Consider the following 15,842-nt stretch of genomic DNA (forward strand, 5'->3'; position numbering starts at 1 on the left):
GCTCATTGCGTACCCACTTCCACTGCCCGCAGCGAGCTGAGTTTCCAGCCGGACCCGGTCCGGCTCAGTCCGGCCTCGAACCGGTTGCGCCGGACCGCGGCCTCACCGCCCTGCGGCGTGACGGTGATCTCCACGGCGGCGATGACCTGGGCGTTGTCGGTGTCGACGTCGGTGACCGCCGCGTCGACGACCTTGCCGACGGTGGTGGACTTGCCGTCCTCGAGCCGTTTGCGGCTGTCGTCGCGGCTCTGCAACAGGCTGTCGCGCAACGTGCCGGTCGACGACTCCAGCCAGCGGTCGAGGCCCTCGTCGATCTTCTGGTAGTCCAAAGTGGTCAGGTTGGCGATGCCCTGCTCGCCGACCCGCAACACCTCCTGGCGGGTGTCGGCGTATGCGTCGGCGGCGTTGGCCGAGCGCAGCCACATCCAGCCGGACCAGCCCGCGAACACGGCCGCGACAGCGACGAGGACGATTGTGAAGACCTTCACCGGCCACCTCCGAGGACCTGGGTGAGTGTTGACGGGCCCTGCGGAGCGGGGCTGAGCGCGACCATCGGCGCCGGGTCGGGCACCGGTCCGCCCTTGGGCGCGTTCTGCGACCCACGGACTGAGCTCGGATTGCCGTACGGCAGCGCGCAATGGGCGTTCGTGTTGAACGGCGCGTAACTGGTGTCCTTGCCTGGACGGTAGGTCGTGCTCTCGTAGCCCTTGCGGCACGGCGGCGGGTCGTAGAAGTTCAGCACCAGTGTCGTGTTTCCCTCACCGTTCGGGCCGATGATGCGGTAGCCGTCGGCCACCGCCTTCGGGTAGCTGGCCAGCAACTGCTCGAAGGCGGGGCCGCGGCTGGCGAAGATCTGCGCGGGCGTGAGCAGGTTGGCCAGCACCACGCCGAGTTCGGTGCCCGACTCCCTGAGCAGCCCGGTGACCTCCGCCGACACCCCCGGCGTCGCCTTGATCAGGCTGCGCAGGTCGCCGTCGGACTTCTTGAGCTGACCGGCCAGCAGCCTGGCGTCCTCGCTGAACCCCGTGATCGACGACGACAGCTGCTCCTGGGTGAGCAGGACGGTACCGCTGTCGGTGATCAGGTCCTTGGTCTGCGGCATGTACTGCACCGCCGTCTTGACGAACTCGCTCTGGTTGTCCAGCAACGCCTGCAGGTCGCTGCCACGGCCGCGGAACGCGTCGCTGAGCTCGTCGACCACGGTCTGCAACGACTCGATCGGCACCGACTTGATCAGACCGTCCAGATCGGACAGCACGGTCTGCACGGGCATCGGCAGGTGCACCCCGGTGATCACGGAACCCTCGCGCAGGTAGGGACCGTCGTCGCGACGGGGTCTGAGGTCCATGTACTGCTCACCGACAGCCGACCGGTTGGCCACGACCGCGACCAGGTCGGCGGGGATGTCGGGGGCACCGGGATCCATCCGCAGCTCCGCCTCGATGCCGTCGTCGGTCAGCCGCATCGGCCCGACCCGCCCGACCCGCACACCCCGGTAGGTGACCTCGGAGTTGGTGAACAGCCCGCCGGACTCCGGCATCCTCGCGGTGACGGCCATCCCGCGCCCGCCGAACACCTGGTCCAGCCCGGCGTAGCTGGCGCCGACGTAGCTCACGCCGACCAGTGCGATCACGATGAAGATCGCCACCTGGATCTTGATCCGACGACTGAGCATCAGCGGCCTCCTGGCGTGCCGACGGGCGGATCCATGGGCCGCAGCGGCACGGCCGGTGCCTCGGGATCGTTGACGACCGGGGACAGTTCGATGAACACGTTCAGGTAGTCGCCTTTGACGGCCTGCGCGGCCTTGTCGGTGAACGGGTAGGTCAGCAGCAGTTCGAACGACTGCGGCAGCTTCTCCCCCGCCGACGCCAGCGCCCGCAGCGTGGGGGCGAGCGCCTTGAAGTCCGCGACGATGTCGTCCTTGGACTTGTTCACCGTGTCCACAGCCACCTTCGACAGGGTGTCCAGCGACTTCAGCAGGCCGACGAGCTGTTCCCGTTGCTGGCTGAGCACCGAGATACCCGGGCCGAGGTCGGTCAGCACCCCGGTGATCCGGCCGCGTTGCGCCGCCACCGTCGAGGCGAGCCGGTTGAGGCTGGTCAGCGCCCTGGTGATCTCGGTGCGGTGGTTGTCGAGCTCGCCGACGAACGTGTCCATGTCGGACAGCAGGCCGCGCAGGCCCTGCTCGTTGCCGTCCAGCGCGTTGTTGACCTCACGGGCGATCTGCTGGAACTGGCCGACACCGCCGCCGTTGAGCAGCATCGACAACGCACCGAAGACCTCTTCGATCTCGGCGTTGCGGTTGGTGCGGTCCACCGGGATGAGGGCGTCGTCGGCGAGCCTGCCGGTCGGTGTGGCCGGCGCGCGCAGTTCCACGAACTTCTCACCGAGCAAGCTCGACTGGCGGACCGCGGCCAACGCGTTGGCGGGCAGCGCCACGTCACCGTTGACCAGCAGGACGACCTCGGCGGTCCAGCCGTCCCCGCCGACGTCGATCGCGTCGACCCGGCCGACCGGGACGTCGTTGACCTTCACGCCGGACTGCGGCACCAGGTCCAGCACGTCGGCGAACTGCACTCGCACGCGGTACGGGTGGTCGCCGAGGTCGGCGCCACCGGGCAGCGGCAGGTTGTAGACGCCGTTGAACCCGCCCGCGCCACACCCGGCCACCAGCAGGAGCACCGCCGCCAGAACGAAAGCGCGCATCACTTGCCTCCAGCACTGTACTGCTGGCCCATCGCGGGCAGCGGGAGCGCCGGCCCGTCGCTCTGTGCACCGGGTTTGAGCTCAAGGCACTTCTGCGAGTTCGCACCAGTCACAGGTGCGACGTTGCACGCGACCATCGAACCGGGGTCGTAGTACTCCAGCAGGAGTGTGCGTGTTTCCAGCGCACCGGTCTGCGGGTTGACCGCGTTGGACAGGTTCATCACCGCGTTCGGGGCCACGTCGATCGCCTCGGCCAGCGACTTGCGCTGGTCGACGAGCACCTTCGTGATCCCGGTCAGTTTGTCCACGTTGGACTTCAGCGCGGCCCGGTTGTCCTTGATGAACCCGCGCACCTGCTCGAGCGCCGCAGCGAGCTCCGACAACGCGCCACCGAGGTCGGCCCGGTCGGCGGCCAGCGACGCCGAGACGTCCCGCAGCTGGTTGGTGAACTTGACCACCGTGGAGTCGTTGCGCGCCAGCATGGTCGTGAACTTCTGCAGGCCGTCGACCGTGCCGAAGAGCTGGTCCTTGGCACCGGCCAGGGTCCGTGACGCCTCGGCGAACTGTTTGATCGTGTCACCGATCAGCGCGCCGTTGCCCTTGGTGTTCGCGGCCATCACGTCGAGCAGCCTGGACAGGTCGCCCTTGGCGTTGGCGCCGTCCGGGCCGAGAGCGGTCGACAACTTGCTGAGGCTCTTGTAGAGCTCGTCCAACTCGACCGGGGTAATGGTCCGTTCGACCGGAATCACCGTGCCGGACTGCATCCGCGCACCACCTGCGTACGCGGGCGCGAGCTGCACGAACCGGTCGCTGACCAGGCTGGGCGCCACCACGACGGCGGACGCGTTCGCGGGGACCGCCCGGTCGGAGTCGACCGACATCTCCACCCGCACCTGCTTGCCCGCCGGGGTGACCTCGTCGACCGTGCCGACCGGGATCCCGAGTACCCGCACGGTCGAGCCTTCGTAGAGCCCGACGGCCGTGTTGAAGTACGCGGTGATCTTCGTCCCGCCGGAGGGCCGGAAGACGAGGTAGGTCACCGCCGTCAGCACCAGCGCGACCACCGAGATGATGGTCAGAGCCCGCAGTCCCCGTGTCATTTCGACCCCTTCGGCGGAATGCAGTTCCCGTTGGTCGGATCGGTGTCCGGCGGCGAGCCGACCGGCGCGACCAGGCCGCACACGTACATGTCCAGCCACCTGCCGTTGCCGCCCGCGTTGCCGAGCAGCCGGTAGTACGGGCCGGCCATCTGCAGGCTCCGGTTCAGGTTGTCCTGGTTGCGTTGCAGGATCGTGTTGACGCGGTCCAGCTGTTCCAGCGCGGGACGCAGGGTCGCGGTGTTGTCGGCGACCAGGCCGGACAGCTGCGCGGCCAGTTCCCGCGTCCCGGCCAGCAGCGAGCTGATCGAGTCACGCCGTTTCCTGATCTCGCCGAGCAGCAGTTCGCCGTCCTCGAGCAGCTTCTCCACCTGCTGGTCCCGGTCGGCGAAGACCTTGCTGATCTCGTGGGTGTTGGCGAACAGCTTGGCCAGTTCCTGGTCACGCGTGGAGATCGTCTTCGACAGCGCCGACAGGCCCTGCAACGCCGACCGGATCTCCTGCGGCGAGTCCTGGAACGTGTCCGCGAGCACCCCGAGCGATTCGGCGAGCTTGTTCGTGTCGATCTCGGTGACGGTGTTGGCGAGCTGGTCGAAGACCTGGTTGATGTCGTACGGCGATGCCGTTCGGCCGATCGGGATCGGCTTGTCCGGGTCCTGCTCGGCGTCGCCGAGCGGGTCGACCGCGAGGTACTTCGAGCCGAGCAGGGTCTTGATCCGGATCGCCACCGTGCTCTTGTCGCCGATCCACGCGTCCTTGACGCGGAACCGCACCTTGATGTGGTCGCCTTCCAGGTCCACTTCCTTGACCGTGCCGATCTTCACGCCCGCCGCGCGCACCTCGGTACCGGAGATCAGCCCGGCCGCCTCGGTGAACTGCGCGGTGTACGTCCGGCCGCCGCCGATGATCGGCAGGTCGTCGGAGTAGAACGCGGTCAGCCCGATCAGGCTGAGCACCACGATGCTGACCGCGCCGACGACCGCCTGGTTTCGCTCCTGGAATGACCTCATCACTTGCACCTCGGCTGGGTCACAGGAATGCCCGCGGCCATCGGCATCGGCAGCGGTGTCCCGGTCTGCGCCGAACACAGGAACGTGTTCAGCCACGAGCCGTAGCTGAACGCCCGGCCGATCGTCTCCATCTTCACCGGCAGGTTCCGCAGCGCCTGGTCCACGGTTTTCTCGTTGTCCGCCAGGTTCTTGGCCACCTGCCCGAGCGCGGTCATGCTGTCCTTGAGCGGTGCCCGGCCCTCTTCGAGCAGGCCCGCGGTCGCACCCGCCAGTTCGTCGAGCGAACTGATCGCCTCGCCGATCGGCTGGCGGTCCTTGGCGAACCCGGTGACGAACTGCTGCAGGGTGGTGATCAGGCCGCCGAGTTCGTCGCTGTGCTCGTTCACGGTGTCCAGCACCTGGTTGAGGTTGCCGATCACCTCACCGATCACTTGGTCCTTCTCCGCCAGCGTCGACGTGAGCGACGCCGTGTGCCGCAGCAGGTTCTCCACGGTGCCGCCCTCACCCTGCAGCACCTGGATGATCTCGTGGGAGAGCTTGTTGACGTCGTCCGGCGACAGGGCCTGGAACAGCGGCTTGAACCCGTTGAACAGCACCGTCAGGTCGAGCGCGGGTTTGGTGCGCTGCAGCGGGATCTCCGACCCGGGGTCGAGGATCCCGCCGACCGGGCCGACGCCGCGGTCCAGCGAGATGTAGCGCTGCCCGATCATGTTGCGGTACTTGATGGTCGCCGTCACCGACACCGGCAGCCTGCGCCGCGCGTCGACGGTGAACGCCACCTTCGCGACGCGCCTGTCGATCAGGTCGATGGTCTCCACCTGGCCGACGCGGACACCGGCGATGCGCACGTCGTCACCGACCGACAGCGAGGTCACGTCGGTGAACCTGGCCGTGTAGTCCTCGGACGGCCGCAGGTCGACGTTGGCGATGGTCAGGCCGAGCAGACCGGTCGACGCGACCGTGACGATCGCGAACAGGATCACCTTCACCAAGGGCGCGGCGAGACTCCTCATCGGACGGTCACCTCCGCGCCCCGGTACAGCGGGCCGACCAGCAGGCTGCCCCACGCGGGCATGTCGTCGCCGAGCATCACGCCGAGCGCGTCCCGTTCGGCGGGCGAGTTCGGCAACGGGTCCAGCGCGGCGGGGTGGAACGCGGGCGCGCCGGGCCCGAGGCAGCGCGGACCGGGCTTGTCGCCGTACTTCGGGTCGTCGCGGGGTGAGACGTACTTGCCGCGGCTGGGCGCGACCTTCAGGTCCACGTGCAGGCCGCCGCCTTCGAACGCCTTGTCCACTCTCGGTTTGAAGTCCGCGACCGCGGTCAGCATGCACGCGTACTGCGGCGCGTACTTGGCCAGCAGTTCGAGGGTCGCCCTGCTCTCGTCGGCCAGTTCGATGATGGTGTTCTTGTTGGTCGTCAGGAACTTCGTCATGTCGTTGCTCGCGCTGCCCAGCGTCTTGTACAGCGTGATCAGCGAGGTTCGTTGGTCCACGATGGTCTTGCTGGTGACGGTGAAGTCCGACAGCGCCTGCAGGAAGTCGCTCGCGGCGGCGTCGTAGGTGTCCGCGACCGACGCGAACCTGCTGATGTCCTGTTTGATCTGCGGCAGCTGCGGGTTCAGCTCGCCGACGTACTGTCCTACTTGGACGAGTGTGTCGCCGAGCTTGTCACCCCGGCCGTCCAACGCCTGCGACAGGGCGGTGAGCATCTCGGAGAGCTTCTCCGGCCGGACGGACTGCAGCAGCGGCAACAGGTTGTTGAGAACCTGTTCCATCTCCACGCCCGCCGCGGACTTGTCGTGGTTGATCCAATCGCCGCCTGCCAGCTTGCCGCTCGGGTGTTCCGGCAGGGTCAGGCTGACGTAGCGCTCACCGAACAGCGTCTTCGGCAGCAGCCGCGCGGTCACGTTGGCCGGGATGCGGTCGAGCGTGCCGGGGTCCATCGTCAGCGTCAGGATCGCGCCGTCGCCGTGGCTTTCCACCGAGCGGACCCGGCCGACGTTGATACCGCGGAGTTTCACGTCCGCGTCGGCCGACATCTGGTTGCCCACCTGGCTGGTGCGCAGGGTGACGGTCGGGTCGTCGGAGAACGCGTCGGCGTAGATCGCCACCGTGAACGCGAGGAAGCTCGCCACGATGACGACGTAGACCAGCCCCAGCAGGCGCATGCTGGTCAGCTGGTGGCGTTCCTTGCTCATCCCGCGATCCTCACCGTCGTCTCGGTGCCCCAGATGGCCAGGCTGAGGAAGAAGTCCAGGATGCTGATCGTCACGATCGACCAGCGCACCGCACGGCCCACCGCCAGGCCGACGCCCGCGGGGCCACCGGTGGCGCGGTAGCCGTAGTAGCAGTGCGCCAGGATCACCGCGACGCTGAAGACGATCACTTTCAGGAACGACCAGAGCACGTCTTCCGGCGGCAGGAACAGCGTGAAGTAGTGGTCGTAGGTACCAGCCGACTGTTCGTAGAACTCGACGGTGATCGTGCGGGCGGCCAGGTACGAGGTCAGCAGGCCGATCACGTACAGCGGGATGATGGCGATGAACCCGGCGATCACGCGGCAGGTGACCAGGTACGGCAGGCTCGGCACGCCCATCGTCTCCAGCGCGTCGATCTCCTCGGAGATCCGCATCGCGCCCAGCTGCGCGGTGAACCCGGCACCGACCGTGGCCGACAGGGCGAGCCCGGCGACCAGTGGCGCGATCTCGCGCGTGTTGAAGTACGCCGAGAGGAACCCGGCGAACGCCGACGTGCCGACCTGGTTGAGCGCGGAGAAACCCTGGAGGCCGACGACCGTGCCGGTGAACACCGACATGCCGACCATCACGCCGATGGTGCCGCCGATCACCGCGAGCGCGCCGCTGCCGAAGCTGACCTCCGACAGCAGCCGCACGATCTCGCGCAGGTAGCGCCGGGAGGCGCGCGGGATCCACAGCAACGCCTTGGTGTAGAAGGAGAGCTGGTCGCCCAGTCTGCCGAACTGGTCGAGCTGGCGTTCCATCACCATCGCTACAGCCCCTTCCGCGGAACGACCTGCAGGTAAATGGTGGTCAGGACGAAGTTGAGGAAGAACAGCAGCAGGAACGTGATCACCACGGCCTGGTTGACCGCGTCCCCGACGCCCTTCGGGCCGCCCTTGGGGTTGAGGCCGCGGTAGGCGGCGACGACACCGGCGACGAACCCGAACAGCACCGCCTTGATCTCGCTGATCCACAGGTCCGGCAGCTGCGCCAGCGCGGAGAACGTGGCCAGGTAGGCGCCCGGGGTCCCGCCCTGCAGGATCACGTTGAAGAAGTAGCCGCCGAGCACACCGACCACGCTGACCATTCCGTTGAGCAGCACGCAGATCACGATCGAGGCGTACACGCGCGGCACGACGAGGCGCTGGATCGGCGAGACGGCCAACACCTCCATCGCGTCGATCTCCTCGCGGATCTTGCGCGAGCCGAGGTCGGCGCACATCGCCGAGCCGCCCGCACCCGCGATCAGCAGCGCGGTGATGATCGGGCTGGCCTGCTGGATCACCGCGAGCACGCTCGCCGATCCGGTGAACGACTGCGCACCGATCTGCTTGGTCAGCGAGCCCAGCTGCAGCGCGATCACGCCACCGAACGGGATCGCCACCAGCGCGGCGGGCAGGATCGTCACCGAGATGATGAACCAGCACTGCTGGATGAACTCGCGGAACTGGAAGGGCCGCCGGAAGGTCATCCGGAACACTTCCAGGCCGAGCGAGCAGAGCCTGCCGACCTCACGCAAACCGTTGAGGCCCTTCGTGGCGAACTGCGGTGTGGCCACGACCTACCGCCTCCTCTGCTGCGACGGCGGTACGCATTTCTGGTCCGGCGGGTCGCAGTTGACCAGCGCGCCGAACGTGAGCTTGAGGTGGTTGCCCGGACCGGAGATCATCCCGGTGAGCAACGGGTCGAGGTCCTCGGTCACTCCGCAGCCGTCGTACGGCGGGATGGTGATGTCGGTTTCCATCGTGCCGCCGTCGAAGATCGTCCACTCCTCCGGCTTGGACTTCAAGTTGATCACGGTGGGCTCGACGGTCTTGCACCTGTCGCCGACCGGCAGCGGGGTGCCGTTCACCTTCGTGTCGCTGAGCTTGAGGTCGGTCTTGGCCACGCCGGTGAAGACGCCGTTCTTGACCCGCCCCTCGGCGCGGCCGACCGGGATGACCGTGGCGACTGCGGTCACCGGCACGAAGCCGAACGTGACGAACGAACCGGGGGCGGGCGGCCAGACCAGGTCGCCGAACACGGCGCCGCAGTCGACCATCTCCTCGCCGTTCATCTCCCACCAGAAGTACAGCTGCGAGCTGAGGTAGCCCGGCCCGAAGTCGATGTGGCCCTTGAGCTTGCGCACGTCGGCACGGCCCGACAGCGGGTAGTAGACCCAGAAGTTGTACGCGTCGGGCGGAACGTCCTTGCAGAACTCCGGTTCCTCCGCCGCGTTGCGCTGTGGCTTCTTGCCGCGCACAGTCGGCTTCTGCGTGCCCTGCGGGCTTTGTGGTGACGCGCCAGGAGCGGTGGGCTGCCCGCTGGCCGAAGTGGACGGTTTCGACGTGGTGACCGTCGTCGGGGGCGGGTTGAGCACCACGACCGTCCCGAGTGCGGTGTCCTGTCCCTGGTCGAGCGCGCACCCAGCGGGCGCGACCGGCTTGCCTGGGTCCTCTTCCCGCGTCTTGGGTCGCACCAACAGCATCTCGAGCGCGCCGAGGGTGAGGATCACTTTGCCTGGCTTGTCCGTCTTGAACTCGGTGCCGGGCTTCAGCACCTGTTCGACGACGACGGCACCGTCCTCGGCGGGCAGCGTGGTCACCGGTAGCTGTCCGGTCGCGGCCAGCACCTTGTCACCGGACTTGACCTGAACGCCCATGATCCCCTCAAGGGAGGAGACCAGTTTCTCCTTGAGCGCCTTGACCGTCTCGGCCGGGAACGTGACCTTGAGCTTGACGTCCTTCGGCTGCACCGGCGTTCCGGTCGGCACGGACGCGGGCAGCGTCAGTGCCAGCTCGGCCGTGATCGCCTGGTTGCCGACCGGGTCGATGTCACACGTCGCGCGGATCGGTTTGACCACACGGGTGTCCGCAGCGACCTGGTCACCCCCGGCCGCTGTGACCATTGTCGGTGGCGCGGCGATCGTCACCGCCGCCAACATCACGGCCAGACCGGCACGTTTTCGGTGCGACAAGGTGACTCCTGTGCTGCGCGGCGGAACTTCTACGGCTGAGCGGCGTGGCCTGGAGTACTTCGTCTCCGGTGGCCACGCCGCCGCTGGGTTGGTCAGCTGAACACGATGGCGCCGAGCCCCGCGTCCTGGCCGGGGTTCAGCGTGCAGGGTGCGTCGAACGTGCCAAGGTCGGTCGGCGTGCCGTCGGCCTTGAGCGGGGTGAACGTGCCGTTCAACTGCGGACCGGCACCGAGGGCGAGTGTTCCAGCGGCACCGACGGTGACACTGGGGGTGTTGAGCGAGATGGGGGCAGTCAGCTCACCGGAGGCGGGCACGTTCGTGGACGGAACCGTGCCGGGAATGCCGATGGCGATCGACGTGCCGTTGTAGGAGTTGGTGACGTCAGCGACGGCCTTGCCCCCAACCGTTGCCGCGCCGTGGTTGCGCAGGGCGTCCACGACGTTCGCGGGCAGCGTGGCAGCGATGCTCGCTGTCGGCTGCACGCGGGTGTTCACCGTTCCTGTTGCCGGGATCGTGCCCTGGACCCGGCCGGAGACGTTCACCGCACCGACCTCGGGGAAGGTGCAGCTGTAGGTCAGCGTCTTGTCGAACGGCTGCGCCGGGGCGGTGCCCGTCGACGGCGGGGTGACATTGCTGCCGGTGACCGGGACCGAGGCGAGTGAACGGTCCTGCGGCGGTGTGGTCGCCTTCACCGAGCAGGGAACATTCAGAATGCCGAGAGCGGTCGGCGTTCCGTCCGCCTTGCGAGTGTCGACTTTGGCGGTGAATACCGCACCCGCGGCCAGGCTGACGGTGCCGGCTTTGTAAACGATCAAACTCGGAGTCGGACCCTGAATGTCGACCGGCATGGTGCCGGAAGGCGGCACGGTCTGCTTCGCGATTTTCAGGCCGGGAATTCCGATGGTCATGTTTTTGCCGTCATAAGCGGCGTCCACATCCGCGGTTGCGGTCCCCTCGGTTGTGGCGGTTTGGAACGACCGCAGGGCATTCACAATAGGCGCACTCAAGGTCGCGGTGATCTTGAGGTCGCTATTGACGATTCGGGCGCCGGTCGTCCCGGAGTCCGGAATGGTGATCTTCACTGTCGCGGCGACGTCCTGCTGGCCGACCAGCGGGAAGGCACATCTGTAAGTGAGGTTCTTGGTCACCTCTCCTAACGCGGTGGCTGCCTGTGCGCTGGCTACGAACCCACCAGCAGCCAAAGCAGCGACGGCAACAACGGCGGCACTGCGTCTCATTTACCTACCTCCTCGGGCTCCCGCCGACAGGGCGGCGAGAACAGGTGGCTTTGATTCACGCGGCAGACCTACCGCCGAGTAGGTTACTTCGGTTGACTCGCGAGTAACAAGAGGTTGTCAGACAACCTGATCCACTCCATGAAACTTGTCACCACGTAGCGGAAATCACAAGACCCACTTGTCACCCCGCTGCGCACCTGCCGAAGTGGAGTAGACCACCGGCTGCCGTTCAGCCCAGGGTTGTCCACCGGAGGACAGCACCCGGAACGAAACTTGTCACGCGGGTGACAAGTGAGCGGGGGCCTGGTCGAATGGGCTTCACGACGTGCCACGGGGTCAGGTGAGCCGTTGACAGCAAAGGTTCCGTCAAAATATAGTGCGCGAGTTATAAAGATTGGGCGATATCACCGACGATACGACAGGTTTCTGTTGCCGCTCAAAGGACGACGCCGTGACTGAGACGGGTGCCCGAAGGACAACGACCGTGCCTCCGCAGCGCCTGGACTCCTTACTGCCGCCGCGGACCGCGGCAGCTCCCACACGCGTCTGGTCCACTTTGCCCCGCGAGCTGGCGACCATGTTCCGCCCGCGCGCCAACGACGTGGCCATCTCGATCGTGCAGGAGATCCGCCGGTCCATCCCGGAGTACGCGCGGCTGCTCGAAGGCCCGTTCGGCACGATCGTGACCGGCGGCGTCGAGGAGGCGATCGCCCAGTTCATCGACCGGCTGGCCGACCCGTCCGCGCCGCGCGAGGACCGCGCGAAGCTGTTCCGCCACCTCGGCAAGCTCGAAGTCGCACAAGGACGCAGTGTGGACACGCTGCAGAGCGCCTACCGGATCGGCGCGCGGGTGGCGTGGCGCCGGATCGCCGAATTCGGCCAGTCGGTGAACCTTCCGACGGTGACGATCTGCCAGCTCGCCGAGGCCGTCTTCGACTACGTCGACGAGATCTCCGTGCTGTCGCTGGAAGGTTTCGCCTCGGCGCAGGCACGCGCGGCGGGCGCGCTGGAACGCAGACGCAGACGCCTGCTCGAACTGCTGCTGTCCGAACCGCCCGTATCGTCCCAGACCGTCACCGAGCTCGCCGCGTCGGCGGCGTGGACCGTGCCGGACCACGTCGTGGCCGTCGCACTGGAGCGGCTCGACGACGACTTCGATCTCCCGTCGTTCGACGAATCCGTCCTCGACGACCTGGAAGCACCCGACCCGTGCCTGCTGATGGCCGACGACAACGACCAACTGCAGTCCCTGCGTGAGCACCTTCCCGGTTGGCGTGCCGTCGTCGGGCCGCGGGTCGCGTTGTCCGAGGCGCCGACGTCGTTGCGACTGGCCAGGCGTGCGCTCACGTTCGTCAACCGTGACCTGCTGCCCGACGACCCGGTGCTCTGGAGCAAGGACCACCTGTCCACGCTGTGGCTGCTCAGCGACGAGTTCCTGGCAAGAGAACTGGCCGAGCGGACGCTGCGCCCCCTGGCCGGGCTGACCGTGAAGCAGCGGACGCGGCTGAGCGAGACGCTGCTGGCCTGGTTGGAGACCAGCGGCAGCGCGCCGGAGATCGCGGGCAGGCTGAACGTGCACCCGCAGACGGTGCGTTACCGCCTGCACCAGCTGGAGGCGTTGTTCGGCGACCGGCTCACCGATCCCGACGACCGCTTCCGGATGGAGATCTCCCTGCGCGCCATGCGCCTGCTCGGCTCCGACTGAGCACCTGCCACCCGTGCAACGAAGGCCACATTGGTAGCGGATTTCGCAACCAAGGCCACATTGGTTCCACCTCGTGCAACGAAGGCCACATTGGTTGCACGGGGCGGGGCGGGGCGGGGCGGGATTAGCGGAGCAGGTCGGCGAGGGTCGCCATGGCGGCTTCGAGCTGCTGGTCGGACAGGTAGGGCGCCGGGCCGAACCTGAGGTGGTCGCCACGGCTGTCGGTCAGCACGCCTTTCGCGGCGAGTTCGGCCTGCAGCCGTGACGCATGCGGCGTGTGCATAGCCAGGAACCCGCCGAAGTTCTCCAGTGGCGCGCGGTCGCGGGTGATGACGTCGTCGGGCGCGCCGATCCGGTCGAACAGCGACGCCAGCAGACCGACCTGGTGCTGCGCGACCTGACGGAGTACGTCCGGTGTCAGGCCCTGTTCGGCGAAGAAGTCGAACACCCTGGCACCGCGGTAGTGGCTGGTCGGGTCGTAGGTCGATCCGGCGAACCTGGCCTCGCCGAGCGGGTAGCCGACGCCGCCGCCGTGCTGGGCAGCCAGCTCGGCGAACTCCGCGTACCAGCCCGTGATGACCGGTCGCAGCGTGTCGGCGTGCGGCGGCAGCCGCAGGAAGCAGTTGCCTTCGCCCAACTGGAGATACTTGTATCCCCCGCCGACCACCCACGCGTGGGGTATGTTCGCTGTCGAGAACGGGACAGGCCCCAGCGCGTGGTAAGCGTCCACAAGCAACTCGACGCCCCTTGCCTGGCAGGCGTCGGCGAGGAAGTCCAGTCCTGGCACGATTCTGGATGTCTCGAACAGGACGGCCGAGACGAGCACGGCGCTGGTCTTCTCGTCGAGCGCGTCGGCCATCCGTTCGGCGAGCGTGTCCGCCGGCGCCGACGGCAGGGGCACCACGTCGATCGCCTCTTCGGCCAACCTGCCGAGCTGCCTGCGGAGTGTGTGGAATTCACCGTCCGATGTGATCAGTCGCGGCCTGGTCCGCAGGTCCAGACTGGACAGAAAACGCAGTACCAGTTCGTGCGTGTTCTGCCCCAGCGCGAGCGCGGCGCCCGGTTCGCCGAGGAACAGGCGGAAACCGTCGCGCAGCCGGTCCGCCTTGGCGAACGCGCGGCCCCACTTCTCGTCGGCTTCCCGTGCCGCGTCGTGGAAAGCCTCGATCTGCCCGTCCAGCGCGACGTCCGGCCACGCTTGGTGAGAGTGTCCGGTCAGCAACAGCCGTTCCGTCACTCGAAAGTGTGAATAGTGCGACGCAAGGCGCGGTCCGTTGTCACTCACAGTTCACTCCGGACTGCCCAGAGGTCGGGAAACGTCGGCGTGAACAGTGTTGTCTTCAAGTACTCCGCTCCGGCCGAGCCACCGGTACCCACCTTGTGGCCGATCACGCGCTCCACCATCTTGACGTGTCGATACCGCCATTCCTGCACGCCTTCGTCCAGATCGACCAGCCGCTCGCAGATCTGCGCCTCGCCCGCGTCGTCCTGGTAGACCCGCAACAGCACCTGCTGCAGCTCAGGCGACGGCTCCAGCGGCGCGGAAACGTCACGATGCAGGGATTTGGCCGGAACCTCGTAGTCGTGCAGCGCCAGATAGGTCAGGAACGAGTCGAAAAGGGACGGTCGGTTCATCGCGGCCTCGATCCGGCTGCGCGGCGCCCCCGCCGGGTAGTGCCGGAACACCCGGGCGTCCCGTCGGCCGAGTACCGCCTCGACCTCGCGGAACTGCGCGGACTGGAAGCCGCTCGACGCGTCGAGCCGCTCCCGGAAGCTGGTGAACTGGCGCGGTGTCATGGTTTCCAGCACGTCGATCTGGGCCACCACGACCTTGAGGATGGTCAGCGACCGGCGCAGGGTGTGCAGCGCGTGCGCGGTCTCGCCGTTGGTCAGGACCTGTTGCGCACGGGCGAATTCGTGCAGCAATTGTTTGAACCACAGTTCGTACACCTGGTGGATGACGATGAACAGCATCTCGTCGTGCTCGTCCGACCGCGGCCGCTGAGCGCCGAGTATCTCGTCGAGCGCCAAATAGGAAGAGTACGTCAGTGCGGCGTGGTTGTCGGTCAAGGCTTCATCACCTCGTCGAAATGGCGCATCGCCGCGGGGGCGAGCGCGGTGTAGAGATCGTGGAACAACCGCACGGCGTCCGCGCGGTGAGCGGGCGGTGCCACCAAGTCGGGTGGCAATTCCGGATCGGCGAATGGAAACTGCCGGAACTGGTGGGTCACGCGTGTTCTGAGCAGCAATGCCGCCCGGTCGGACAGGCGATCCGGATCGTGGGCGCCGAATTGTTCGACGAATGCGCGATACCGTTCCGCGAGGTCGTCGAGGTCCCACACCCGGTGCACGAACGAGCCGAAGTCAAGCGACGCGGCCGGGCCGCCGAGCAGCAGCCCGGCGTACCGCTCGACGCCGAGGTCACGCAGCAGGTCCGCGACCTCGCGCTCCCGGTCGTGCGGCGCGATCCACGTGCCGTCCTGCACCGGCCCGAAACCGAGGAAGCGCAACCGGCGGACGAGTCTGGTCCGCGCTACCTTCTCGTCCTCGGGAATCGCGTGCCACAGCACTGTCCACTGTGTCTTGCGGGGTGTCTTGTGGGGCTGCGCGGCGCCGAGGGCGAAGATCCGGGTGTCGCCTTCCTCGAACACGGCCGCGCTGCGGGGCGTGACGGTGTAGTGCACCAATCGCCCGTCCTTGACCTTGGCCAGCAGCTGCCTGCGCACGAGCCTGGTCAGCGCCACCCGCGCCGCGCCCGCGGAGAACCCGAACTCGCCGAGCAGCTCGACCAGACCGCCGGACCACGCCTGGCGGTCACGCGGCCGCAGATGCGCGCCGAGCAGCGTCATCACGAGGTCCTGCGGCGCTTCGGGCATGTCGCCGAGCAT

The 15,842-nt window shown here is 67.4% G+C and carries 15 protein-coding genes; 1 reads left to right on the top strand and 14 read right to left on the bottom strand.

The window, feature by feature from the left end; all coding sequences use genetic code 11:
• Positions 1-2 precede the first annotated feature (2 nt).
• The 11 genes from ALI144C_RS09115 to ALI144C_RS09165 all read right to left on the bottom strand — a co-directional run bounded on the left by ALI144C_RS09115 (position 3) and on the right by ALI144C_RS09165 (position 11,159).
• On the bottom strand, positions 3-488 hold the full coding sequence (locus ALI144C_RS09115) for a hypothetical protein (RefSeq protein ID WP_076986573.1): 486 nt from the start codon (positions 486-488) through the stop codon (positions 3-5).
• Positions 485-1,675, bottom strand: coding sequence for an MlaD family protein (locus tag ALI144C_RS09120; RefSeq protein ID WP_076986574.1), 1,191 nt, complete (start codon positions 1,673-1,675; stop codon positions 485-487). The genes ALI144C_RS09115 and ALI144C_RS09120 overlap by 4 nt, the downstream gene beginning before the upstream one ends.
• Entirely contained in the window at positions 1,675-2,709 is a 1,035-nt protein-coding gene (locus ALI144C_RS09125; protein WP_076986575.1) for an MCE family protein, read from the bottom strand. Before ALI144C_RS09125 ends, ALI144C_RS09120 begins: the two co-directional genes overlap by 1 nt.
• Positions 2,709-3,809: an MCE family protein gene (locus ALI144C_RS09130; protein ID WP_076986576.1), complete on the bottom strand. Its 1,101-nt coding sequence runs from the start codon at positions 3,807-3,809 to the stop codon at positions 2,709-2,711. Before ALI144C_RS09130 ends, ALI144C_RS09125 begins: the two co-directional genes overlap by 1 nt.
• On the bottom strand, positions 3,806-4,816 hold the full coding sequence (locus ALI144C_RS09135; RefSeq protein WP_076986577.1) for an MCE family protein: 1,011 nt from the start codon (positions 4,814-4,816) through the stop codon (positions 3,806-3,808). Before ALI144C_RS09135 ends, ALI144C_RS09130 begins: the two co-directional genes overlap by 4 nt.
• Positions 4,816-5,829 (bottom strand): MCE family protein, encoded by a 1,014-nt coding sequence (locus ALI144C_RS09140; protein WP_076986578.1) that lies wholly within the window; start codon positions 5,827-5,829, stop codon positions 4,816-4,818. Before ALI144C_RS09140 ends, ALI144C_RS09135 begins: the two co-directional genes overlap by 1 nt.
• The gene (locus ALI144C_RS09145) at positions 5,826-7,013 is read right to left on the bottom strand and encodes an MCE family protein (RefSeq protein ID WP_076986579.1); all 1,188 of its coding nucleotides are present in this window, start codon (positions 7,011-7,013) and stop codon (positions 5,826-5,828) included. The genes ALI144C_RS09140 and ALI144C_RS09145 overlap by 4 nt, the downstream gene beginning before the upstream one ends.
• Positions 7,010-7,822, bottom strand: a complete 813-nt coding sequence (locus tag ALI144C_RS09150; protein WP_076986580.1) for an MlaE family ABC transporter permease — start codon at positions 7,820-7,822, stop codon at positions 7,010-7,012. Before ALI144C_RS09150 ends, ALI144C_RS09145 begins: the two co-directional genes overlap by 4 nt.
• Before the next feature lie 2 nt (positions 7,823-7,824).
• Positions 7,825-8,613, bottom strand: coding sequence for an MlaE family ABC transporter permease (locus ALI144C_RS09155; protein ID WP_076986581.1), 789 nt, complete (start codon positions 8,611-8,613; stop codon positions 7,825-7,827).
• A gap of 3 nt (positions 8,614-8,616) precedes the next feature.
• Positions 8,617-10,011, bottom strand: a complete 1,395-nt coding sequence (locus tag ALI144C_RS09160; RefSeq protein ID WP_076986582.1) for a DUF6801 domain-containing protein — start codon at positions 10,009-10,011, stop codon at positions 8,617-8,619.
• Between the two features lie 92 nt (positions 10,012-10,103).
• A complete protein-coding gene (locus tag ALI144C_RS09165; RefSeq protein WP_076986583.1) occupies positions 10,104-11,159 on the bottom strand; it encodes a DUF6801 domain-containing protein in 1,056 nt (351 codons plus the stop codon).
• Positions 11,160-11,700: 541 nt separating this feature from the next.
• Here ALI144C_RS09165 and ALI144C_RS09170 point away from each other — a divergent pair.
• Positions 11,701-12,954 carry a helix-turn-helix domain-containing protein gene (locus ALI144C_RS09170; protein ID WP_237774059.1) on the top strand — a complete coding sequence of 418 codons (1,254 nt, stop codon included), beginning with the start codon at positions 11,701-11,703 and terminating at the stop codon, positions 12,952-12,954.
• Positions 12,955-13,078: 124 nt separating this feature from the next.
• On the opposite strand, the gene ALI144C_RS09175 is transcribed toward ALI144C_RS09170, so the two are convergent.
• The 3 genes from ALI144C_RS09175 to ALI144C_RS09185 are packed head-to-tail and all read right to left on the bottom strand — an operon-like array spanning position 13,079 to position 15,830.
• Positions 13,079-14,191, bottom strand: a complete 1,113-nt coding sequence (locus ALI144C_RS09175) for a kynureninase (RefSeq protein ID WP_237774060.1) — start codon at positions 14,189-14,191, stop codon at positions 13,079-13,081.
• A gap of 44 nt (positions 14,192-14,235) precedes the next feature.
• Positions 14,236-15,024 carry a tryptophan 2,3-dioxygenase gene (locus ALI144C_RS09180; RefSeq protein ID WP_076986586.1) on the bottom strand — a complete coding sequence of 263 codons (789 nt, stop codon included), beginning with the start codon at positions 15,022-15,024 and terminating at the stop codon, positions 14,236-14,238.
• On the bottom strand, positions 15,021-15,830 hold the full coding sequence (locus ALI144C_RS09185) for a PaaX family transcriptional regulator (RefSeq protein WP_237774061.1): 810 nt from the start codon (positions 15,828-15,830) through the stop codon (positions 15,021-15,023). Before ALI144C_RS09185 ends, ALI144C_RS09180 begins: the two co-directional genes overlap by 4 nt.
• Positions 15,831-15,842: the final 12 nt, after the last annotated feature.

It is taken from the genome of Actinosynnema sp. ALI-1.44 (assembly GCF_001984155.1).
In the GTDB taxonomy this organism is placed as follows: Bacteria; Actinomycetota; Actinomycetes; order Mycobacteriales; family Pseudonocardiaceae; genus Kibdelosporangium.

Bases quoted from the DNA above. Each gene is read 5' to 3' on its own strand.
- ALI144C_RS09130 (WP_076986576.1), bottom strand. From the start codon at position 3,809: ATGACACGGGGACTGCGGGCTCTGACCATCATCTCGGTGGTCGCGCTG.
- ALI144C_RS09150 (WP_076986580.1), bottom strand. From the start codon at position 7,822: ATGGTGATGGAACGCCAGCTCGACCAGTTCGGCAGACTGGGCGACCAG.
- ALI144C_RS09140 (WP_076986578.1), bottom strand. From the start codon at position 5,829: ATGAGGAGTCTCGCCGCGCCCTTGGTGAAGGTGATCCTGTTCGCGATC.
- ALI144C_RS09125 (WP_076986575.1), bottom strand. From the start codon at position 2,709: ATGCGCGCTTTCGTTCTGGCGGCGGTGCTCCTGCTGGTGGCCGGGTGT.
- ALI144C_RS09185 (WP_237774061.1), bottom strand. From the start codon at position 15,830: ATGCCCGAAGCGCCGCAGGACCTCGTGATGACGCTGCTCGGCGCGCAT.
- ALI144C_RS09135 (WP_076986577.1), bottom strand. From the start codon at position 4,816: ATGAGGTCATTCCAGGAGCGAAACCAGGCGGTCGTCGGCGCGGTCAGC.
- ALI144C_RS09145 (WP_076986579.1), bottom strand. From the start codon at position 7,013: ATGAGCAAGGAACGCCACCAGCTGACCAGCATGCGCCTGCTGGGGCTG.
- ALI144C_RS09120 (WP_076986574.1), bottom strand. From the start codon at position 1,675: ATGCTCAGTCGTCGGATCAAGATCCAGGTGGCGATCTTCATCGTGATC.